At 65.1% G+C, this 21,301-nt stretch carries 20 protein-coding genes and 1 pseudogene; 18 read left to right on the top strand and 3 right to left on the bottom strand.

All coding sequences use genetic code 11. The annotated features are described in order from the left end of the window. Nucleotides 1–4: 4 nt before the first annotated feature. The 9 genes from EN857_RS18020 (at nt 5) to lpdA (ending at nt 9,509) form a co-directional block, all read left to right on the top strand. Complete coding sequence (locus EN857_RS18020) at nt 5–376, top strand: cupin domain-containing protein (RefSeq protein ID WP_127392891.1); 372 nt, start codon at nt 5–7, stop codon at nt 374–376. 3 nt (nt 377–379) lie between these two features. After that, nucleotides 380–874, top strand: a complete 495-nt coding sequence (locus EN857_RS18015) for a DUF1579 family protein (RefSeq protein WP_128272915.1) — start codon at nt 380–382, stop codon at nt 872–874. Between the two features lie 12 nt (nt 875–886). Then, complete coding sequence (gene sucD, locus EN857_RS18010; protein ID WP_127392491.1) at nt 887–1,789, top strand: succinate--CoA ligase subunit alpha; 903 nt, start codon at nt 887–889, stop codon at nt 1,787–1,789. A 136-nt stretch (nt 1,790–1,925) separates the two neighbouring features. After that, on the top strand, nt 1,926–4,913 hold the full coding sequence (locus EN857_RS18005) for a 2-oxoglutarate dehydrogenase E1 component (RefSeq protein ID WP_127282093.1): 2,988 nt from the start codon (nt 1,926–1,928) through the stop codon (nt 4,911–4,913). Nucleotides 4,914–4,944: 31 nt separating this feature from the next. Beyond that, nucleotides 4,945–6,219, top strand: a complete 1,275-nt coding sequence (gene odhB / locus EN857_RS18000) for a 2-oxoglutarate dehydrogenase complex dihydrolipoyllysine-residue succinyltransferase (protein ID WP_127392492.1) — start codon at nt 4,945–4,947, stop codon at nt 6,217–6,219. Between the two features lie 10 nt (nt 6,220–6,229). Then, nucleotides 6,230–6,805, top strand: coding sequence for a hypothetical protein (locus EN857_RS17995; protein ID WP_127392493.1), 576 nt, complete (start codon nt 6,230–6,232; stop codon nt 6,803–6,805). Nucleotides 6,806–6,859: 54 nt separating this feature from the next. Beyond that, on the top strand, nt 6,860–7,327 hold the full coding sequence (locus tag EN857_RS17990) for a hypothetical protein (RefSeq protein ID WP_187331384.1): 468 nt from the start codon (nt 6,860–6,862) through the stop codon (nt 7,325–7,327). Beyond that, on the top strand, nt 7,324–8,079 hold the full coding sequence (locus EN857_RS17985) for an SDR family oxidoreductase (RefSeq protein WP_127392494.1): 756 nt from the start codon (nt 7,324–7,326) through the stop codon (nt 8,077–8,079). Before EN857_RS17990 ends, EN857_RS17985 begins: the two co-directional genes overlap by 4 nt. 23 nt (nt 8,080–8,102) lie before the next feature. Continuing rightward, entirely contained in the window at nt 8,103–9,509 is a 1,407-nt protein-coding gene (lpdA, locus tag EN857_RS17980) for a dihydrolipoyl dehydrogenase (RefSeq protein ID WP_127392495.1), read from the top strand. Nucleotides 9,510–10,287: 778 nt separating this feature from the next. On the opposite strand, the gene EN857_RS17975 is transcribed toward lpdA, so the two are convergent. Together EN857_RS17975 and EN857_RS17970 are read right to left on the bottom strand one after the other, a co-directional pair. Then, nucleotides 10,288–11,352, bottom strand: a complete 1,065-nt coding sequence (locus EN857_RS17975; RefSeq protein WP_127392496.1) for a TraB/GumN family protein — start codon at nt 11,350–11,352, stop codon at nt 10,288–10,290. Between the two features lie 62 nt (nt 11,353–11,414). Continuing rightward, nucleotides 11,415–12,353 (bottom strand): tyrosine recombinase XerC, encoded by a 939-nt coding sequence (locus tag EN857_RS17970; RefSeq protein ID WP_128345960.1) that lies wholly within the window; start codon nt 12,351–12,353, stop codon nt 11,415–11,417. 98 nt (nt 12,354–12,451) lie between these two features. On the opposite strand from EN857_RS17970, the gene rimM reads away from it, so the two are divergent. Further along, nucleotides 12,452–13,054, top strand: a complete 603-nt coding sequence (gene rimM, locus EN857_RS17965) for a ribosome maturation factor RimM (protein WP_127394037.1) — start codon at nt 12,452–12,454, stop codon at nt 13,052–13,054. Further along, a complete protein-coding gene (trmD, locus tag EN857_RS17960; protein WP_127394038.1) occupies nt 13,051–13,746 on the top strand; it encodes a tRNA (guanosine(37)-N1)-methyltransferase TrmD in 696 nt (231 codons plus the stop codon). The genes rimM and trmD overlap by 4 nt, the downstream gene beginning before the upstream one ends. Nucleotides 13,747–13,846: 100 nt before the next feature. On the opposite strand, the gene EN857_RS17955 is transcribed toward trmD, so the two are convergent. Next, a complete protein-coding gene (locus EN857_RS17955) occupies nt 13,847–14,599 on the bottom strand; it encodes a sulfite exporter TauE/SafE family protein (RefSeq protein ID WP_127309321.1) in 753 nt (250 codons plus the stop codon). A gap of 313 nt (nt 14,600–14,912) precedes the next feature. Between EN857_RS17955 and rplS the strand changes: the two genes are divergently transcribed. The 7 genes and pseudogenes from rplS (at nt 14,913) to leuC (ending at nt 21,172) form a co-directional block, all read left to right on the top strand. Then, the gene (rplS, locus tag EN857_RS17950; protein ID WP_127282082.1) at nt 14,913–15,449 is read left to right on the top strand and encodes a 50S ribosomal protein L19; all 537 of its coding nucleotides are present in this window, start codon (nt 14,913–14,915) and stop codon (nt 15,447–15,449) included. A gap of 173 nt (nt 15,450–15,622) precedes the next feature. Continuing rightward, the gene (locus EN857_RS17945; protein ID WP_127309322.1) at nt 15,623–16,057 is read left to right on the top strand and encodes an organic hydroperoxide resistance protein; all 435 of its coding nucleotides are present in this window, start codon (nt 15,623–15,625) and stop codon (nt 16,055–16,057) included. After that, nucleotides 16,054–16,545 (top strand): MarR family transcriptional regulator, encoded by a 492-nt coding sequence (locus EN857_RS17940; RefSeq protein ID WP_127394183.1) that lies wholly within the window; start codon nt 16,054–16,056, stop codon nt 16,543–16,545. The genes EN857_RS17945 and EN857_RS17940 overlap by 4 nt, the downstream gene beginning before the upstream one ends. A gap of 169 nt (nt 16,546–16,714) precedes the next feature. After that, a complete protein-coding gene (locus EN857_RS17935) occupies nt 16,715–17,512 on the top strand; it encodes a transporter substrate-binding domain-containing protein (protein WP_127394182.1) in 798 nt (265 codons plus the stop codon). A gap of 269 nt (nt 17,513–17,781) precedes the next feature. Next, nucleotides 17,782–18,597, top strand: a complete 816-nt coding sequence (locus EN857_RS17925; RefSeq protein WP_128345961.1) for an amino acid ABC transporter permease — start codon at nt 17,782–17,784, stop codon at nt 18,595–18,597. Nucleotides 18,598–18,656: 59 nt separating this feature from the next. Next, nucleotides 18,657–19,291 (top strand): annotated as a pseudogene (locus tag EN857_RS17920) (class I SAM-dependent methyltransferase). Between the two features lie 471 nt (nt 19,292–19,762). Then, nucleotides 19,763–21,172, top strand: a complete 1,410-nt coding sequence (gene leuC / locus EN857_RS17910) for a 3-isopropylmalate dehydratase large subunit (RefSeq protein ID WP_127392715.1) — start codon at nt 19,763–19,765, stop codon at nt 21,170–21,172. The last annotated feature ends 129 nt before the right edge of the window (nt 21,173–21,301 follow it).

The raw sequence follows: 21,301 nt of genomic DNA, 5'->3' as shown, positions 1-21,301 counted from the left end.
GCGGATGCCTCCGCGCAAGATAAACCTGGTCGAGGCGGCGGATGCGAAGATCGCCAAGGTCTTCGATCCGCACATCGCCGGTGACGTCAATGACAGCCAAGCGAAGGTCGCCAAGTTCGGCGCGGCCTTCGACTGGCACGCGCATGAGCATGAGGACGAAGCCTTCCTCGTGCTGCGCGGCAGGATCGCCATCGATTTCCGCGACGGGCCGGTCGAGCTCGGCGAGGGCGACTTCATCGTCGTGCCGCGCGGTGTCGAGCACCGGCCGCGCTCGCTCACCGAAGAGCCTATCGTGCTGATGTTCGAGCCGGCGACGACGCTCAACACCGGCAATGCCAAGAGCGACCTCACCGTCACCGACCTGAAGCGGCTCTGAGCGATGAACGCGGCTTCTTTCTCCTCGCTCTCGGCCGATCACCAGCGCCTGCAGGCGCTGGTCGGCGCGTGGCGCGGCGAGGAGGACGTCGCGGCGACCCAATGGGCCGATGAAGGCGCGGCAACGTCGGAAATCTTGGCGGAAGCGCAGTTCGGCGGGTTGTTCGTGGTGCAGCGCTATCGCCAGCGCCGCGACGGCACGGTCTCGTTCGGCTCGCATAATGTGTTCGGCTTCGACCAGCAGGCCAAACTCGTCACCATGCATCAGTTCGATTCCATGGGCTTCGTGCCGGCCTCGCCGGCCACGGGCACCTGGAATGGCGACGAGCTGGTGCTGGAGCGGTCGTCACCGCGCGGTGCTGCACGGGTGACCTACAGTTTCGACGGCGACGATGCCTACCGCATGCGACTGAACTTCAAACCTGCCGGCAGCGATGGCTGGCAAGACATGGTGAGCGGGCTCTACCGGCGCGTCTCGCCTTCCTCGATCAACGTTTAGAAAAGGGCTCCGATGTCCATTCTCATCGACAAGAACACCAAGGTGCTGGTTCAGGGCCTGACCGGCAAGACCGGCACGTTCCACACCGAACAGGCGCTGGCCTATCACGGCACCAAGATGGTTGGCGGCATACATCCCAAGAAGGGCGGCGAGACCTGGACCGGCGCCAAGGGCGAGAGCCTGCCGATCTTCGCTTCCGTCGCCGAAGGCAAGGAAAAGACCGGCGCCAATGCTTCGGTCGTCTATGTGCCGCCGGCGGGCGCCGCCGAAGCCATCATCGAGGCGATCGAGGCCGAGATCCCGCTGATCGTCTGCATCACCGAGGGCATCCCGGTGATGGACATGGTCAAGGTCAAGGCGCGGCTCGATCGCTCGACGTCGCGGCTGATTGGACCGAACTGCCCGGGCGTGCTGACCCCCGACGAATGCAAGATCGGCATCATGCCCGGCAACATCTTCCGCAAGGGTTCGGTCGGCGTTGTTTCGCGCTCGGGAACGCTTACCTATGAGGCAGTGTTCCAGACCACCAATGTCGGCCTCGGCCAGACTACCGCCGTCGGCATTGGCGGCGATCCGGTCAAAGGCACCGAGTTCATCGACGTGCTGGAGATGTTCCTCGCCGACGACGAGACCAAGTCGATCATCATGATCGGCGAGATCGGCGGCTCGGCCGAGGAAGACGCCGCGCAGTTCCTCAAGGACGAAGCCAGGCGTGGCCGCAAGAAGCCGATGGCCGGCTTCATCGCCGGGCGCACGGCGCCGGCCGGCCGCACCATGGGCCATGCCGGCGCGGTCATCTCCGGCGGCAAGGGCGGCGCCGAGGACAAGATCGCGGCGATGGAATCGGCCGGGATAAAAGTTTCGCCGTCGCCGGCGCGGCTGGGCACGACGCTGGTCGAGGCGATCAAGGGTTAAGTGAGTAGGCAGTAGTCAGTAGTGAAAAGGGAAGAACGGGCGAGTAGCGGTTGAGCGGAATTTCCATCTTTCTACGCACTACTGACTACTCACTATTCCCCTCGAAAGGAGACGGAGCCAGGCTCCGACAAGTGACATGGCACGACAAGATCAGGCCAACGACCAATTTTCGCTCACCTCTTTCCTCTATGGCGGCAATGCCGACTATATCGACGCGCTCTACGCCGCCTATGAGGACGATCCCGGCTCGGTCGATCCGCAGTGGCAGGACTTCTTCGCGGCGCTGAAGGACGACGCCGCGGACGTCCGCAAGAACGCCAACGGCGCTTCCTGGGCCAGGCCCTCCTGGCCGCTCTCGGCCAATGGCGAACTGGTCTCGGCGCTCGACGGCAATTGGGGCCTGGTCGAAAAGACGATCGAGAAGAAGGTCAAGGAGAAGGCGGTCACCAACGGCGTCGTCCTGTCCGATGCCGACGTGCACCAGGCGACACGCGATTCCGTGCGCGCCATCATGATGATCCGCGCCTACCGCATGCGCGGCCATCTGCATGCCAATCTCGACCCGCTCGGCATCGCCAAGCCGCTCGAGGACTACAACGAGCTGTCGCCAGAGAATTACGGCTTCACGTCAGCCGACTACGACCGGCCGATCTTCCTCGACAATGTGCTGGGGCTCGAGTTCGGCACGATCCGGCAGATGCTGGACATTCTGACCCGCACCTACTGCTCGACGCTCGGCGTCGAGTTCATGCACATCTCCGACCCCGAGGAGAAGGCATGGATCCAGGCGCGCATCGAGGGCGCCGACAAGGAGATCACCTTCACCGCGACCGGCAAGAAGGCGATCCTGCAGAAGCTGATCGAATCGGAAGGCTTCGAGCAGTTCGCCGACGTCAAGTACAAGGGCACCAAGCGCTTCGGCCTCGACGGCGGCGAGGCGCTGATCCCGGCGCTGGAGCAGATCCTCAAGCGCGGCGGCCAGCTCGGCCTGAAAGAGGTCGTGCTCGGCATGGCGCATCGCGGCCGCCTCAACGTGCTCTCCCAGGTGATGGCCAAGCCGCACCGCGCCATCTTCCATGAGTTCAAGGGCGGCTCGGCCGCACCCGACGAGGTCGAGGGCTCGGGCGACGTCAAGTACCATCTCGGCGCCTCGTCGGACCGCGAGTTCGACGGCAACAAGGTGCACCTGTCGCTGACCGCCAATCCTTCGCATCTGGAAATCGTCGACCCGGTGGTGATGGGCAAGGCGCGCGCCAAGCAGGACCAGTTCGCCGGGCGCGAGCGCGGCGAGATCGTGCCGCTGTCGGAACGCGCCAAGGTGATGCCGCTGCTGTTGCACGGCGACGCCGCCTTTGCCGGCCAGGGCGTGATCGCCGAGATCCTCGGCCTATCCGGCCTGCGCGGCCATCGCGTCGCCGGCACGCTGCATGTCATCATCAACAACCAGATCGGCTTCACCACCAATCCGCGCTTCTCGCGCTCCTCGCCCTATCCGTCGGATGTCGCCAAGATGATCGAGGCGCCGATCTTCCACGTCAACGGCGACGACCCGGAGGCGGTGGTGCACGCCGCCAAGGTGGCGACCGAGTTCCGCATGAAGTTCCACAAGCCGGTGGTGGTGGACATGTTCTGCTACCGCCGCTTCGGCCACAATGAGGGCGACGAACCGGCCTTCACCCAGCCGATCATGTACCGCGCCATCCGCACCCACAAGACGACGGTGCAGATCTATGCCGACCGGCTGATGGCCGAGGGCCACATCACCCAGGCCGAGTTCGACAAGATGAAGGCCGACTGGCGGGCGCATCTGGAAGCCGAGTGGGAAGTCGGCCAGAGCTACAAGCCGAACAAGGCCGACTGGCTGGACGGCGCCTGGTCGGGCCTGCGCACGGCCGACAACCAGGATGAGCAGCGGCGCGGCAAGACCGCCGTGCCGGTCAAGACGCTGAAGGAGATCGGCAAGAAGCTGACCGAGGTGCCGAAGGGCTTCGAGGCGCACAAGACGATCGTCCGCTTCCTCGAGAACCGCCGCCAGTCGATCGACTCCGGCGAAGGCATCGACTGGTCGACGGCCGAGGCGCTGGCCTTCGGCGCCATCCTGCTCGACGGCAACCCGATCCGGCTCTCCGGCCAGGATTCCGAGCGCGGCACCTTCTCGCAGCGCCATTCGGTGCTCTACGACCAGCGCGACGAGACGCGCTACATCCCGCTCAATAACCTGTCGGCGGCGCAGGCCGGCTACGAAGTCATCAACTCGATGCTTTCGGAAGAGGCGGTGCTCGGCTTCGAATATGGCTACAGCCTGGCCGAGCCGAAGGCGCTGACGCTGTGGGAAGCACAGTTCGGCGACTTCGCCAACGGCGCCCAGGTGGTGTTCGACCAGTTCATCTCGTCGGGCGAGCGCAAGTGGCTGAGAATGTCGGGCCTCGTCTGCCTGTTGCCGCATGGCTATGAGGGCCAGGGGCCGGAGCATTCCTCGGCCAGGCTCGAGCGCTTCCTGCAGCTCTGCGCCGAGGACAACATGCAAGTGGCCAACGTCACCACGCCGGCCAACTACTTCCACATCCTGCGCCGGCAATTGAAACGCGATTTCCGCAAGCCGCTGATCCTGATGACGCCGAAGTCGCTGCTGCGCCACAAGCGGGCGGTGTCGACGCTGTCGGAGATTTCGGGCGAAAGCTCGTTCCACCGGCTGCTGTGGGACGACGCGCAGCTGTTGCCGAACCAGGCGATCAAGCTGACCAAGGATTCCAAGATCCGTCGCGTCGTGCTGTGCTCGGGCAAGGTCTACTACGACCTCTACGAGGAGCGCGAGAAGCGCGGCATCAACGACATCTACCTGTTGCGCGTCGAGCAGCTCTATCCGTTCCCGGCCAAGGCGCTCATCACCGAGCTGTCACGCTTCCGCAATGCCGAGATGGTGTGGTGCCAGGAGGAGCCCAAGAACATGGGCGCCTGGTCGTTCATCGATCCCTATCTCGAATGGGTGCTGGCGCATATCGACGCCAAGCATCAGCGGGTGCGCTACACCGGCCGGCCGGCGTCGGCCTCGCCGGCGACCGGATTGATGTCGAAGCATCTCAGCCAGCTCGCCGCCTTGCTCGACGACGCGCTCGGCGAATAGAACTCAAGAAGAGACAGAACGGACAGGCACAATGGCTACCGAAATCCGCGTCCCCACCCTCGGCGAATCCGTCACCGAAGCGACCATCGGCAAATGGTTCAAGAAGGTCGGCGATGCGATCGCCGCCGACGAGCCGCTGGTGGAGCTCGAGACCGACAAGGTGACGGTGGAAGTGCCGTCGCCGAGCGCCGGAACGCTCGGCGAGATCGCCGCCAAGGAAGGCGAGACGGTCGGCGTCGGCGCGCTTCTCGGGTCGATCTCGGCCGGCGGCGAGGCGGCCGCTCCGGCGACCAAGCCGCAAGCCGTCTCGCAGGCCTCGAGCCCGGACGCGGCCTCCACCGTCAAGCAGGCCGCGGCCGAGACCGCCAAGATCGCCGGCGATGCCGGCGCGATCGAGCAGCGCACCATGCCGCCGGCGCCGGCGGCTGCGAAGCTCATCGCCGAGGCCAACCTCGCGGTCGACCAGATCACCGGCACCGGCAAGCGCGGCCAGGTGCTGAAGGGCGACGTGCTTGACGCCATCGCCAAGGGCGCGCCGTCGCAGCCGGCCGAGACGCCGAGATCGGCCCCGGTCGCCGTGCGCGCGCCGTCGCCGGCCGAAGACGCTCCGCGCGAGGAGCGCGTGCGCATGACCAAGCTGCGCCAGACCATCGCGCGCCGGCTCAAGGAAGCGCAGTCGACCGCCGCCATGCTGACCACCTTCAACGAGGTCGACATGAGCGCGGTGATGGCGCTGCGGGCCAAGTACAAGGACGTATTCGAGAAGAAGCACGGCGTGAAGCTCGGCTTCATGGGCTTCTTCACCAAGGCGGTGACGCATGCGCTGAAGGAGATCCCGGCGGTCAACGCCGAGATCGACGGCACCGACATCATCTACAAGAACTTCGCCCATGTCGGCGTCGCAGTCGGCACCGACAAGGGCCTGGTGGTGCCGGTGGTGCGCGACGCCGACCAGATGGGAATAGCCGAGATCGAGAAGGAGATCGGCCGGCTGGGTCTCGCCGCGCGCGACGGCAAGCTCTCCGTCGCCGACATGCAGGGCGGAACCTTCACCATCTCCAATGGCGGCGTCTACGGCTCGCTGATGTCGACGCCGATCCTGAATGCGCCGCAGTCGGGCATCCTCGGCATGCACAAGATCCAGGACCGGCCGGTCGTGGTCGGCGGCCAGATCGTGATCAGGCCGATGATGTACCTGGCGCTCAGCTACGACCACCGCATCGTCGACGGCAAGGAAGCGGTGACCTTCCTGGTGCGCGTCAAGGAAAGCCTGGAGGATCCGGAACGGCTGGTGCTCGATCTCTGAGTGATCCGGGATGGCTGAAGCAGCCGAGACCATCGACCTATTCGATCTGCTGAAGTCAGGTCGGGCCGGACCGATTGAGTTGGGCGAGAGCGGCCGCGAAGCCATTCGGGGGATAATTGATCCTGAGGATTTGCGAGCGGACAACCATTATCGCCACGGAGACACTACGTCCGCCTGGTGCATTTGCGGTTCGAACTGCGAGTTCTTTTTCAGTCCCGACTTTCGCTTGAGGTCGATCAGCGTCGAACCGATCGTTGGAATATTACAGCCAGGTGGAATGATGCCGACTTGGCGCGGTCATCTGCAGGTTGATCTTGGGCGATATCCGGTCACTTTTGCAGGCAGCGAACCGATGGCAATGCACGCATTGCCTAAAGCGTTGCGGTTCCTGAACAAAAAGGAATTTGCCTGGGCTATCGGTGGCGGTGAAGAGCGCGACGTCTATCTCGAACTGACGGAAAGCTCTCGTACATTGACCCTCAAATATGAGGTGAAAACCATTCCGGTCCAAGGCGATAAGAACATTGTCTTCGAGATAGACTATTTCTTGTCTTCGGTCATCGATCAGAGCGTTCAGGGCGGATAGACAAAAGTGGCGATCCGTACCTTCCTGTCAAAAAGTATATCGGCTGCATCGATAATGATCGGCGCGGCCGTGGCCGCAGGGAGGGCCCACGCCGCCTGCCCGCTGGAACTCGCCGTCTATGGCGATGCCGAAAGCGAGGCCGGCATCGATTTCAGGCCGACCATGGACTCGGCCACCGTCACCAACAGCTTCAAGATGGTGCTCGACAAGGGCGTGGTGCTGGACGGCATCGTCATGTGGACCGACGGCGTGGCGCGGCCTCACGGCTCGCTGATGTACAAATGCCGGACCGGCGACGTCACCGGCGATGAGCTCGCCGCCTGCACGGTGTGGGAAGGCGTCGTCTACAGCGCCGACGACAAGGGCAACATCGCGCTGCTGCCGGCCGAAGGCACGGAGGCGCCGAAAAGCCTGATCTTTCCGGATCTAGGTGCCTCGCTGCAGATGTCGGCCGCTTATGGCCCGGACGGCTTTTCCAAGGTGCCGTGGGATGTCTTCCTGCTGAAAGGCTGCCAGGAATGAGCGCGGACAAGAAGACGCTGCTGGTCACCGGCGGCAGCCGCGGCATCGGCGCCGCCATCTGCCGGCAGTCCAGCCAGGCCGGCTATCGTGTCGCTGTCAATTTTGTCTCCAACCAGGCAGTCGCCGAGGCGCTGGTCGCCGAACTCAAGGCCGCGGGCGGCGAGGCCATTGCCGTCAAGGGCGATGTCGGCAACGAGGCCGATGTGCTGGCAATGTTCGAGGCGGTGGACAAGGGTTTCGGCCGGCTCGATGCTTTCGTCAACAATGCCGGCATCGTCGACGCCAAGGCGCGCGTCGACGAGATGAGCGCCGCGCGGGTAGAGCGCATGATGCGCGTCAATGTCGTCGGCTCCTTCCTCTGCGCGCGCGAGGCGGTCAAGCGCATGTCGACCCGGCATGGCGGCAAGGGCGGCGGCATCGTCAACATCTCTTCCGCCGCGGCGAGGCTGGGTTCGCCCGGCGAATATGTCGACTACGCCGCCTCCAAGGGCGCGATCGACACGCTGACCATCGGCCTGGCACGCGAGGTGGTGCTCGAAGGCATCCGCGTCAACGCGGTCAGCCCCGGCATCACCGAGACCGAGATCCATGCCTCCGGCGGCCAGCCGGACCGCGTGGCGCGAATGCGGGACATGCTGCCGATGAAAAGGCCGGGCACCGCGGATGAAGTCGCGAGCGCGGTTCTCTATCTTCTGTCGGACGCGGCCTCCTATATAACGGGCGCGATCCTGAATGTGAGCGGCGGCCGCTAGGCGCCAGAGCAAAGGACAAGACCATGGCCTATGACGTCGTAATCATCGGATCGGGACCGGGCGGCTATGTCTGCGCCATCAAGGCGGCGCAGCTCGGGCTGAAGACGGCGGTGGTCGAGAAGAACGCCACCTTCGGCGGCACCTGCCTCAACATCGGCTGCATTCCGTCGAAGGCGCTGCTCCACGCCTCCGAGATGTTCGCCGAGGCCGGCCATTCCTTCGACACGCTCGGCGTCGAAATCGGCGCGCCGAAGCTCAACCTGAAGAAGATGCTGGCGCACAAGGACGCGACGGTTTCGGCCAACGTCAACGGCGTCGCCTTCCTGTTCAAGAAGAACAAGATCGACAGCTTCCGCGGCACCGGCAAGGTGGTTGGTGCCGGCAAGGTGTCGGTCACCGGCGAGGACGGCAAGGTCGAGGAGATCGAGACCAGGAACATCGTGATTGCCACCGGCTCGGATGTCGCGGGCATTCCCGGCGTCAAGGTCGATTTCGACGAGAAGGTGATCGTGTCCTCGACCGGCGCGTTGTCGCTGGACAAGGTGCCGGGCCATCTGGTGGTGGTCGGCGGCGGCGTCATCGGGCTGGAGCTCGGCTCGGTGTGGGCCAGGCTCGGCGCCAAGGTGACGGTGGTCGAATTCCTCGACACCATCCTCGGCGGCATGGACGGCGAGGTCTCGAAACAGTTCCAGCGCCTGCTCTCCAAGCAAGGCTTCGAGTTCAAGCTCGGCGCCAAGGTCACCGGCGTCGCCAAGGCCAAGAAGGGCGCCAGCGTCACCTTCGAGCCGGTGAAGGGCGGCACCGCCGAAACGATCGATGCGGACGTGGTGCTGGTCGCGACGGGGCGCCGCCCCTATGCCGACAGCCTCGGGCTGAAGGATGCGGGCGTCGAGATGGACGAGCGCGGCCGCGTCAAGACCGACGGGCATCTCAGGACCAACCTTCCCGGCATCTATGCCATCGGCGACGTCATCGCCGGCCCGATGCTGGCGCATAAGGCGGAAGACGAAGGCGTGGCGGTGGCCGAGATCATTGCCGGCCAGGCCGGCCATGTGAACTACGACGTGATCCCTAGCGTCGTCTACACCAGCCCGGAAATCGCCTCGGTCGGCAAGACCGAGGAAGAATTGAAGAAGGCCGGCGTCGACTACAAGGTCGGAAAATTCCCGTTCACGGCCAATGGCCGGGCGCGCGCCATGCTGCACACCGATGGCTTCGTCAAGATCCTGGCCGACAAGCAAAGCGACCGCGTGCTTGGCGTCCATATCGTCGGCTTCGGCGCCGGCGAGATGATCCACGAGGCGGCGGTGTTGATGGAATTCGGCGGCTCGTCGGAAGACCTCGCCCGCACCTGCCACGCGCACCCGACCATGTCGGAGGCGGTGAAGGAAGCGGCGCTGGCCACCTTCTTCAAGCCGATCCACATCTGAAAGGCTCGTATAAACTCTACTCCGGCGGCCATCTGGAGCGGTTCTCTGCGCTTCCGGTGCTCACGTACTTTAGTACGCTCCGCTCCGGTTCTCGAAAACCACTCCAGCTGACTCACCGGAGCGAGTTTCTAAGGGCCTTTCTCGCGCCTGCCACCAAACAAAACGGCCCGCCTTTCGGCGGGCCGTTCGTCGTTCAGGTAAGCCTGATTACGGAGACGGCGCAGGTGCCGGAGCGGGCGCCGGGGCCGGTGCTGGCGCGGGAGCCGGCTCTGGTGCCGGAGCGGGCGCTGGCGCAGGTGCCGGGGCAGGTTCGGCAGGCTTCATCGGCTCCGGAGCGGGCGCCGGTGTGCTCGCGGCCGGCGGCTCGGCGGGCGCCGGAGCTTCGCCGCTTCTTCCGAAAACATAGTAGGCAACAATGGCCAGGATAATGACCACCAGGGCAATCAGCCAGCCACTGCCGCCGCCGCCCGATCTGGGAGTGTCGTTAGGGTTCGCCATAAAAGTGTCCTCCGTGGATGAAAAGTATCAAATAACACCCGTCAACGCGCGACCGTTGAACGGGTTTCATACTAGGCCCGGAAAATGCTGAAAGCAGGGCAATTCTGACCTGGAATCCCCTGCCGGCATGCATTTCCACCACAAAATGGGTCGGGATCGAGCCGAACCCGGTCTTTCGAGACCATTCGGCACGAAACCGGAGGAGGTTTGCGCCGCCAAGTCACGAATCAGCCCGGCGCCGGCGCTCCCGCCCTATCGAGGCGCAACCCGGCCGTGCGGATCAGTCGACGGCGGTCACCGTGTAGCCGGCCTTGCGCAAATCCTCGACCAGGCCCTGCGGGCCCGGAAGATGCATGGCGCCGACCGCCATGAAGGCATTGCCTCGGGCCAGGAGCGGTCCGGCATGATCGGCCATCACCTTGTTGCGGCTGGTGATCATGGTCTCCTCGAACGCGGCATAGCCGGCCGGATCATCCTCGTCGCCGGGCAGGACGACGCGAAACAGCGGCCAGAACATGCCGGTCTCGCCGCTCTGGTAGAGAACGATCATGGTTTCGTTGACGTCGTTCACCTTGTCGCCGAGCTTGAGCGTGTCGACCAGACCCTTCATGTGGAAGGCCAGCGGAAGCGAGGCCATCGCATGAAGCTGATCGGCGACAGTCTCCAGCCCCTCGACGGATTTGCCTGAAGCCTTGGCGTCCTCGGCGAGCTTGACGTCAAGCACCGGCGCGCCGCCGGCCTTGCGCGCCAGCTCGCAGGCCGGCAGCGCAACCATGGCCGACAGCAGCCAGGGCTTCATCTTGGCGACGGTGGCCGGCGGAATGCCGCGCGCGTCGAGCGCCTTGTTCATGGCGGCAGCGTCGTCGGGCGACAAAAGCGAGGACAGCGTGGTGCTGTCGGTGAACATCATCAGGTCCGGCTCCTTGAGCAGGGCGGCCATCATCTTCTGCTGGTCGAGCACTTCCGTGGTCTCGATGACGACCGTATCGGCGGCGTCGAAAGCCTTCTGCGCAGCCGGCGGCAGCGTGGTGACGCGCGGATCGGTCATGTGCATGGTGCCAAACAGGAAGGAGGGCTTTTCGCCGGGCTTTTCCAGTTTCCACAGCAGGCCCTTGCCGTTGGGCGTGGCCGCCGCCTCGGCTTCGATCTTGCTGTAGACGGTCGGATTGTCCTTGCGCAGCGCGCTCAGCATGTCGGTGCCGCCGCAGGCCGGGGTCTCGGCGTGCGCCCGACCGGCAAGCAGCGCGACGATCAGGAAAGACAGGAAAAACAGGACGTTGAGCGCGACAAGCAGCTTCAGCGACACGAGGGCCGCGCGGTCAGCGATGGCTATGACGCGTTTCATAAGTCGCTTCTTACGATCAAAAAGCGGCAAAACGGTTAATCGGCGCAGCCAATTTGAAGGGTTCACGCCCTTGGGTGAGCAGATTCGTAAATCTCGAGCAGCCTTGCGGTGTCGACGCCGGTATAGACCTGGGTGGTCGACAGGCTGGCGTGGCCGAGCAGTTCCTGGATGGTGCGCAGGTCACCGCCGCGGCCGAGCAGATGCGTGGCGAAGGAGTGGCGCAAGGCGTGCGGAGTCGCGGTGTCGGGCAGGTTGAGCGCCGAGCGCAGCCTCGCCATGTCGCGCTGGACGATCGCCGGATTAAGCGGACCGCCGCGCGCGCCGCGAAACAGCAGGCCCTTCGGATCGATATGGAAGGGGCAGAGGCGGCGGTATTCGGCGACCGCGCGCAAGGCCACCGGCAGCACCGGCACCAGCCTGGTCTTGCCGCCCTTGCCGGTGACGCGCAGCACGGTGTCCGTTTCCGACGACAGCTCGGCGCCGGCGAGGCCAAGCGCCTCGGAAATGCGCAGGCCCGAGCCGTAGAGCAGCGTCAGCACGGCGGCGTTGCGGGCGGCGATCCAGGGTTCTTCCGCCAGCTGGCCCTGGACGGAAACGACCTCTTTTGCATCGCTCGCCGTCAGCGGCTTGGGCAGCGACTTCGGCTGGCGCGGCGCGCGCAACGCCGCCGCACCTGCGGCATTTGCGAGGCCGCGCCGTTCGAGGAAGCGCAGCAGTGAGCGGATGCCGGCCAGCCCGCGCCCGAGCGTGCGGGCGCCGGCGCCGGCGTTGCGGCGGGCGGCGAGGAAGCCGCGCAAATCGGCCGGGCGCAGGTCGGCGATGTCGGAGATGCCGGGCGGACCGCCGCAATGGCCGGTCAGGAAATGCAGGAACTGGCGGGTGTCGCGCTCATAGGCTTCCACCGTCTCCGGCGACAGCCGGCGCTCGCGTGCCAGCATCTTCAGCCAGTTCTCGCGCGCCGCCTGGAGGTCGGGCTTTGCCGGGATGAGGAATTCCTGCATGCGCCGCATTTTCGGGCAGCCAGGTTAGGAAGCGGTGAAGAGCGCGTCATTGAAATGACGGCTGGGGAGGGTTAGAGCAGGGCAAAGGATGTCGCGCCATGACCAAGCCCCAGAACCCCGTCCAGTTGGCCGTGATCGGCGCCGCGCATGGCATCAAAGGCGAGCTACGGGTGAAGACCTTCACCGGCGATCCGCTGGCGCTGGCCGACTACGGGCCGCTCTACGCCAAGGATGGCCGCGCCTTCCAGATCATAGACATCCGGCCCGCCAATACCGTCGTGGTGGTGCGCTTCAAGGGTGTCAGCGACCGCAACGCCGCCGAGGCGCTTTCCGGCACCGAGCTGTTCGTCGACCGCTCGATGCTGCCCGACGACGGCGAGGAGGACGAGTTCTACCACGCCGACCTGATCGGGCTGGAGGTCCGGGACGAGACAGGTGCTGCCATCGGCAAGGTGGTCGCCGTGCATAATTTCGGCGGCGGCGACATCCTCGACATCACGTTTGCCGGCCGCAAGGGCGTGCTGATTCCGTTCACGCAGGCCGCCGTTCCGCAGGTTTCGGTCGTCGAAGGGTTCGTCCGCGTCGATCCGCTGGCCGCCGGCCTGGTCGAGGACGAGGACGGCGAGGCCGCGCCCGGCCGCGACGGCTTCGATCCGAAGGGCCGGCCGCGCGGGCCGAAGGATGCCGGGGGCAACCGGTGAGTTTTGCCGCCTCGGTGCTGACGCTCTATCCAGAGATGTTTCCCGGCCCGCTCGGCCTGTCGCTGGCCGGCCGGGCGCTGGAAGCCGGCACATGGTCGCTTGAGGCGATCCAGATCCGCGATTTCGCCACCGACAGGCATCGCAACGTCGACGACACGCCGGCCGGCGGCGGCGCCGGCATGGTGATGCGCGCCGACGTGCTGGCAAAAGCCATCGACCATGCTTCGCCTCCCGGCGATGCGCGGCCAAGGCTGCTGATGAGCCCGCGCGGCAAGCCGCTGACGCAGGCCCGGGTGCGCGAACTTGCCGCCGGACCGGGCGCGGTCATCCTGTGCGGCCGCTTCGAAGGCGTCGACCAGCGGCTGATCGACGCGCGGGGATTAGAGGAGGTCTCAGTCGGCGACTTCATCCTGTCGGGCGGCGAGCCGGCGGCCCTGGTCCTGCTCGACGCGGTGGTGCGGCTGTTGCCGGGCGTCATGGGCAATGCCGTCTCGGGCGAGGAGGAGAGTTTCGAGAACGGATTGCTCGAGCATCCGCACTATACGCGGCCGCAGGAGTTCGAGGGCCGGCCGATCCCGGATGTGCTGATCTCGGGCAACCACAGGAAGATCGCCGAATGGCGGCGGGCCGAGGCGGAGAAGCTCACCAGGGAGCGGCGGCCGGATTTGCTGGCGGACGATCCGCCCCGATAGCTCGGGGCGGATCGTCCTTCTCTTTATCTGACCATGATCTTTTCCGAAAACCGGGTCCCGCTTTTCGCTTACGCGGTCCTGCGGTTCGGGATCATGGTTCTCAGCCCTTGGCGAAATAGTAGAAGGCCAGGAACAGGCCGACGGCGACGACGAAGCCGCGCACGACGTTCTGCGGCACGCGCTTGGCGATCCAGACGCCGGCATAGCCACCGAGGGCGCCGCCGGGGATCATGACGATCGCCTGCGGCCAGGCGACGACGCCGCCGGAGACGAAGACCAGGATGGCGATGGCGGCGATGACCACCGCCAGCATGTTCTTCATCGCGTTCAGCCGGTGGTAGTCGCCGGCCTGGGTGAGGCCCAGCGTGGCCAGCATCATGACGCCCATGCCGGCGCCGAAGAAGCCGCCATAGATCGAGGTCAGGAACTGGACGAGCGAACCGGCGAACGAGCCGACGGCCGGCTGGTGTCCGGGCTTCGGCGCCGGCTTCAGCCAGGGGCCGGCGGCGAAAAGGGCGGTCGCCGCCAGAAGCAGCCAGGGCACCAGCGCGCGAAAAGAGGGATTGTCGAGCGCCAGCAGGATAAGCGCGCCGGCCAGCGCGCCGAGGGCCGAGATCAAGCAGAGCAGCAATGCCTCGCGCCAGAAATGCCGGATGTCGGACGCGTAGGCGAGCGTCGAGGTTATGTAGCCCGGAAACTGCGTCACCGAGGAGGTGGCATTGGCGACGATCGGCGGCACGCCGACCAGCGTCATGGCGCCGAAGGTGATGAAGGTTCCGCCACCGGCCACCGCATTGGCGGCGCCGGAGACAAAACCCGCCAGAAAGAGCAGGATCGCGTCGAATGGAGACATCAGCACGTCGTCGGAGTAGGTTGTCCAGCCCGGATTAGGAAGCTTGACGGGCGCGCGCAACCCCGCGGCTGGCAATTGCGTGATGGCATGCGGCCAAAAAAGACAGGGCCAAGGCGTGACAAAGCGTCAAAATAGCTGTATGTGCCCGCCCGAACCGGAAGAACAATCTTTCGGAACCCGTCAACAATGACGGTGTAGCCGTCCCTGCCCGATGTCCTATGTTGGACAAAGGGCATAGCCGAGCGGTCATTGGAACTGCAAGGCGAGTCGAGGACGCTCTGACTGTCGGAAGAACAAGAAGTGGATATTTGAGATGGATCTCATCCGCCAGCTCGAGGCCGAACAGGCCGCCAAGATCGAAGCCAAGCGCAAGCTTCCCGAATTCCAGCCCGGCGACACCGTGCGCGTCCAGGTCCGCGTGACCGAAGGCAGCCGCACCCGCGTCCAGGCCTATGAGGGCGTCGTCATTGCCCGTTCCGGCTCGGGCTTCCAGGAGAATTTCACCGTCCGCAAGATTTCCTACGGCGAAGGCGTGGAGCGCGTGTTCCCGGTCTACTCGCCGATGGTCGAGGGCGTCGAGATCGTGCGCCGCGGCAAGGTGCGCCGCGCCAAGCTCTATTACCTTCGCGACCGTCGCGGCAAGTCGGCCCGCATCTCGGAGAACACCGGCGTGCGCGCCCGCAAGCTCAACGACGAGGAGCGTGATGCGCTGAACGCCGAGAAGGCGCGCATCGAGGCCGAGAAGGTCGCCGCCGCCGAGGCGCTGGCCGTCGAGAAGGCCGCGCAGGACGCCGCCGAGAAGAAGGCCGCCGCCGAGGCTGCCAAGGCCGCGGAAGCCGCCGCCGAATAAGCTTCTCGACAATTCGTTTATGGAAAAGGCGGCTTCGGCCGCCTTTTTTCGTTTGGTGGTGTCGAAAGCGTTTGGATTTGGCCGAGGCTCCGCCCGTGGATGACGACGTCGGGGTTGACATTCAAATATCTTGTACACTAGGTAATCGTGCACAAGATAACAGGAGACCACCTATGTCAGCACTCTACACCACCCAGGCCCGCGTCAGCGGCGGCCGCGCCGGCCACGCCGAGACCAGCGACGGGCTGCTCAAGGTCGATCTGGCAATGCCGAAGGAACTGGGCGGGCAGGGCGGCGCCACCAATCCCGAGCAGCTTTTCGCCGCCGGCTACGCGGCCTGCTTCGAAAGCGCGATCCGCTTCGTCGCGCGCAAGGAGAAGCTGCCGCTCGAAGACGCCGCGGTGACCGCCAGCGTCAGCCTCCACCCCAACGGCCAGGGCGGGTTCCGGCTCGGTGTGTCGCTGGCGGCGGAAACGAAAGGCCTTGATCACACGGCGGCGGAAGCGCTTGTATCGGCGGCGCACCAGATTTGCCCCTATTCCAACGCCATCAGGGGCAACATAGATGTTGCGCTTTCGACCGTGGCGCTTCCGGCAAAGGCAGCATGACAACAAGAACCACAGAGACCGTCAGCGACGTCCCGGCGGATAGCGCCGGGGCGATTGCCGTTCCGCGGCTGGACCAGCAGCTCTGCTTTGCGCTCTATTCGGCGAGCGGGCTGATGACCAAGCTCTACCGGCCGCTGCTCGATCCGCTGGGCCTCACCTATCCGCAATATCTGGCCATGCTGGTGTTGTGGGAGCGCGCGCCGAGCACGGTCGGCGCGCTTGGCGAAGCGCTGGGCCTGGATTCGGCGACGCTGACGCCGTTGATCAAGCGGATGGAAGCGGGTGGTCTCGTTACGCGCAGGCGCGACAGCGCCGACGAGCGCAGGGTGCTGGTCGAGCCGACGGCCAAGGGGCAGGCGCTGCGCGCCCGCGTGAAGGGTGTGCAGGCGGGCCTCGACTGCGCCATGCCGATGGAGCGCGCCGAGCTCAAGGCCCTGCATGGAACGCTCACCCGTCTCGTCGCCGGCTTGCGCGAGGCAACGGAATAGGCACCCGCCGAAGATGCTGCAAATCCGCTTCGTCGTGAGCATGGGATCAGCTTCCGCCACGTGGCGTTGCGGATCGACTTGCAAGGCGCTTGCGGAAAGCTAAAGTCGGCGCCGGATTTTCCTGCAAGCCCCGCGCCTTCGCGGGGCGTTTCAAGTTCTGGAGCGTGTCATGACAAAATCGAAACTGCTGCTGGCGACTGTGCTGGCCTGCCTTCTCGCGCCTGTCGCCGCGTTGGCCGAGACGCTGCCCGACCTCGGCGGCAAGAAAGTGGTGGTGGTGACGGAGAACGCCTATCCGCCGCTGCAGTTCATCGATTCCAAAACCGGCAAGCAGATCGGCTGGGAATATGACGCGATGGACGAGATCGCCAAGCGGCTGAACTTCAAGGTCGAGTACCAGAACACCTCCTGGGACGCGATGATTCAGGCGGTTTCCGACAACCAGTACAACATCGGCATGACCGGCATCACCATCAAGGACGACCGCAAGGAGAAGGTCGACTTCTCCGACCCCTATATGCGTTCGGAGCAGTTCATGCTGGTGCGCGGCGATGAAAGCCGCTTCACCGACGCCAAGACCTTCGGCGCCTTCAAGGACGGGCTGATCGGCGCGCAGGCCGGCACCACGCCCTTCTACACCGCCGTCTACAGCGTGCTCGACGGCAACGAGCAGAACCCGCGCATAAAGCTGTTCGAGACGTTCGGCGCCACGGTGCAGGCGCTGAAGTCGGGCGACGTCGACGTGGTGCTGACCGACGGCACCGCCGGCAAGGGCTATGTCGACGCTTCGGAAGGCAAGCTGAAGCTGATCGGCGGGCCGCTCGGCACCGAGGATTTCGGCTTCATCTTCCCCAAGGGATCGGACTTGGTGAAGCCGGTCAACGCCGCGATCGCCTCGCTCAAGGCCGACGGCACGCTCGATGCGCTGAACAAGAAGTGGTTCCTTGATTACAAGATGGGGCAGTAGGGCTTCTTGTTGACAGCGGTGTCCTACGGCCGCGGACGAAAGACCGCGAAAGCCTCGTTTCTTCCCACCCCCCTCTGTCCTGCCGGACATCTCCCCCGCAAGGGGGGAGATCAGATGTCGCCTCGGCTTTCGCTAATCTCCAACGCTGTAGGATGGGCAGTGAGGCCGAAGCTGCTAATCTCCCCCCTTGCGGGGGAGATGCCCGGCAGGGCAGAGGGGGGTGTGCCGGAACGCAGCCTCCGTAGATCTGGCTCCGCTTGGCTCGCCTGATGGCAACGCCCGCAACCTCCTCCGCCAAAGCCGAATTCCCCTGGTGGCTGGCCGCCGCCCTGGCGCTGGCGCTGGCGGCGGCGCTGTTCATTGCGTCGAGCGACCTCTACGCCCAGGTCTTCGCCACCGTCGCCAAGGGCATCGGCATCACCGTCTTCGTCACCGTGGTCGCCTTCGCGCTGGCCTCGGCGATCGGGCTGGGCATCGCCCTGATGGGGCTGTCGAGCTCGCGGGTGCTTCGCCAGATCGCCCGCTTCTATGTCGAGATCATCCGCGGAGTGCCGATCCTGGTGCTCTTGTTCTGGATCGCGTTCGCCGGCGCGCCGGCCGTCGTCGCTGCGTGGAACGCCCTGACCGCGCCGCTGCAAAGCGCCGGCTATCTCGGCGAACTGCTGGTGCGCGACGTCTCGCTTTTGTGGCGCGCCATCATGGCGCTGACCATCGGCTATTCCGCCTTCATCTCGGAAGTGTTCCGCGCCGGCATCCAGTCGGTCGAGAAGGGCCAGATCGAGGCGGCCAAGGCGCTCGGACTGACGCGCGCGCAGCGCTTCCGGCTGATCGTGTTCCCGCAGGCGATCCGCACCATCCTGCCGCCGCTCGGCAATGACTTCGTCGCCATGGTCAAGGATTCCTCGCTGGTCTCGGTGCTCGGCGTCGCTGACATCACCCAGATGGGCAAGGTCTATGCCGCCGGTTCGTTCCGCTTCTTCGAGACCTATTCGATCGTCGCCTATATCTACCTGATCCTCACCGTCGGCCTGTCGCTGGCGCTCAGGGCGCTGGAGCAGCGGCTGCGCCGCCAGCACCAGGAATAGAAGTCCAACAAAGACCGCGCTACGATCCGTCCCGCGCGCCAGCGGAGGAGGACAATTTGGTGGATTTCGACAAGGCCAATGCGGCGCTGGATTCCGTCTATACGGCCGACACGCCGGAGGCGCTCGCCAAGGCCTATGCCGAATGGGCCGCGACCTATGACAGCGAGACCGCGTCGCTCGGCTATCTGCTGCCGTTCCTGATCACCGCCTGGGTGGCGCGCCATGTGCCTGTCGGCGCAGGCCGCTGCTCGACGCCGGCTGCGGCACCGGGCTCTCCGGCCCGTCGCTGAAGGCGCTTGGCTATGCCGACATTGCCGGGCTCGATCTCTCCGACGACATGCTGAAGATCGCCGGCAGCCGCAACGCCTACAGCGAGCTGAAGAAGGCGATGCTCGGCGGGCCGCTGCCTTGGCCGGACGGCCATTTCCGCGCCTTCTTCTCGACCGGCGTGTTCACCATCGGCCATGCGCCGGCATCTGGCCTGCATGAGCTGGTGCGCATCACGAAGAGCGGCGGCCACGCCATCTTCACGGTGCGAGACCAGGTGTTCGAGAGCGGCGGATTTCAAGATGTCTTCGACAGCCTTGAGCGGGAGGAGAAATGGCGGCTGGTAGAGCAAAGTCCCTGGTTCCGCTGCTATGCGATCGGCGATCCCGAGGCGCTGGTGAAGACGTTTGTGTTTGAGGTGGTGTGAGCGCCAATCACCGATGTCGGCGCCGCCCCTCATCGCCCTGCCGGGCACTTCTCCCCGTATAGTGACGGGGAGAAGTGGCTGGCCGCAACGCCGGCTCTCTTCGTCCAAACTTAGCAATTGGCGAAATCGCCGATGAGAGCGTTCCTCTCCCCGTCACTATACGGGGAGAGGGTGCCGGCAGGCAGGTGAGGGGCAGCGCTGACGTTCGGTGTCTAAGCCGCAAATGCCAGCCGATTGCCGAAATCGGCAAACATTGATATGAGCAGCGCCATGGAAGAGCTTTTCGGCGATCCGGCCTACAAGGGTTTCGTGCTGCAGGACAGAAAGCGCCTGCCGTCGCGATTTGCCGCGCGCGTTTGCGGCGCGCTCACCAGCCGACTTAGCTAGGCCGTCTTCGCCTCGTCGCCCTTGCCGGGCTTGCATGGCCCGGCACCGGCTTCTTCCCTTTTTCATATCGACGGATTTACGCACATGAGCGCACCGCGCACCCTCTACGACAAGATCTTCGACGACCATCTGGTCGACCGCCAGGACGACGGCACCTGCCTGCTCTACATCGACCGCCATCTCGTTCACGAGGTGACCAGCCCGCAGGCCTTCGAGGGCCTGCGCATGAGCGGCAGAAAAGTCCGGCATCCGGAAAAGACGCTGGCCGTGGTCGACCACAATGTGCCGACCTCGCCCGAGCGCAAGTTCGGCATCAAGAACGAGGAAAGCCGCATCCAGGTCGAGGCGCTGGCCAGGAACGCCAAGGACTTCGGCATCGAGTACTATTCCGAGAACGACATCCGCCAGGGCATCGTCCACATCATCGGCCCGGAGCAGGGTTTCACCCTGCCCGGCATGACCATCGTCTGCGGCGACAGCCACACTTCCACGCACGGCGCCTTCGGCGCGCTGGCGCACGGCATCGGCACGTCGGAAGTCGAGCATGTGCTGGCGACGCAGACGCTGATCCAGCGCAAGGCCAAGAACATGCTGGTGCGCGTCGACGGCACGCTGCCGGAAGGCGTCACCGCCAAGGACATCATCCTCGCCATCATCGGCGAGATCGGCACCGCCGGCGGCACCGGCTACGTCATCGAATATGCCGGCGAGGCGATCCGCGCGCTGTCGATGGAAGGCCGCATGACGATCTGCAACATGTCGATCGAGGGCGGCGCGCGCGCCGGCCTGATCGCGCCGGACGAGACGACTTTCGCCTATGTCAAGGACAAGCCGCGCGCGCCCAAGGGCGCGGCCTGGGATGCCGCACTTGCCTATTGGAAGACGCTGCATTCGGATGAAGGCGCGCATTTTGACAAGGTGGTCGTGCTCGACGCGCAGAAGCTGCCGCCGATCGTCTCCTGGGGCTCCTCGCCCGAGGATGTCGTCTCGGTGCAGGGCTTCGTGCCCAATCCGGAAGAGATCACCGACGAGAACAAGCGCTCGTCGAAGCTGCGCGCGCTCGACTATATGGGGCTGACCCCCGGCACAAAGATCACCGACATCGAACTCGATCGCGTCTTCATCGGTTCCTGCACCAATGGCCGCATCGAGGATCTGCGCGCCGCCGCCAAGGTGGTCGAGGGCAGAAAGGTCAATCCGCGCGTCAACGCCATGATCGTGCCGGGCTCCGGCCTGGTCAAGGAACAGGCGGAGGCCGAAGGGCTGGACAAGATCTTCCTCGCCGCCGGCTTCGACTGGCGCGAGCCGGGCTGTTCGATGTGTCTCGCCATGAACGACGACCGGCTGAAGCCGCATGAGCGCTGCGCCTCGACCTCGAACCGCAATTTCGAGGGCCGGCAAGGCTTCAAGGGCCGCACCCATCTGGTGTCGCCGGCCATGGCCGCGGCGGCCGCGATCGCCGGCCATTTCGTCGACATCCGCGACTGGAAATAGCAGCCGCGGCATTCGCATACGGACGAGGTCAAAACCCCGAACCATCCAGGTGGCTTGGGGTTTTTCTTTGCCGCGCCTCCGGTTTCTTCGGCAAAGCGGCCTTCGCTTAACCGCTTGTTTGGGCTTGCG

This window comes from Mesorhizobium sp. M4B.F.Ca.ET.214.01.1.1 (assembly GCF_004791545.1).
GTDB classification, from domain to species: Bacteria; Pseudomonadota; Alphaproteobacteria; order Rhizobiales; family Rhizobiaceae; genus Mesorhizobium; species Mesorhizobium abyssinicae.
Note: the sequence above shows the minus strand (reverse complement) of the source record. Positions and strands in the feature narration are given on the sequence as shown.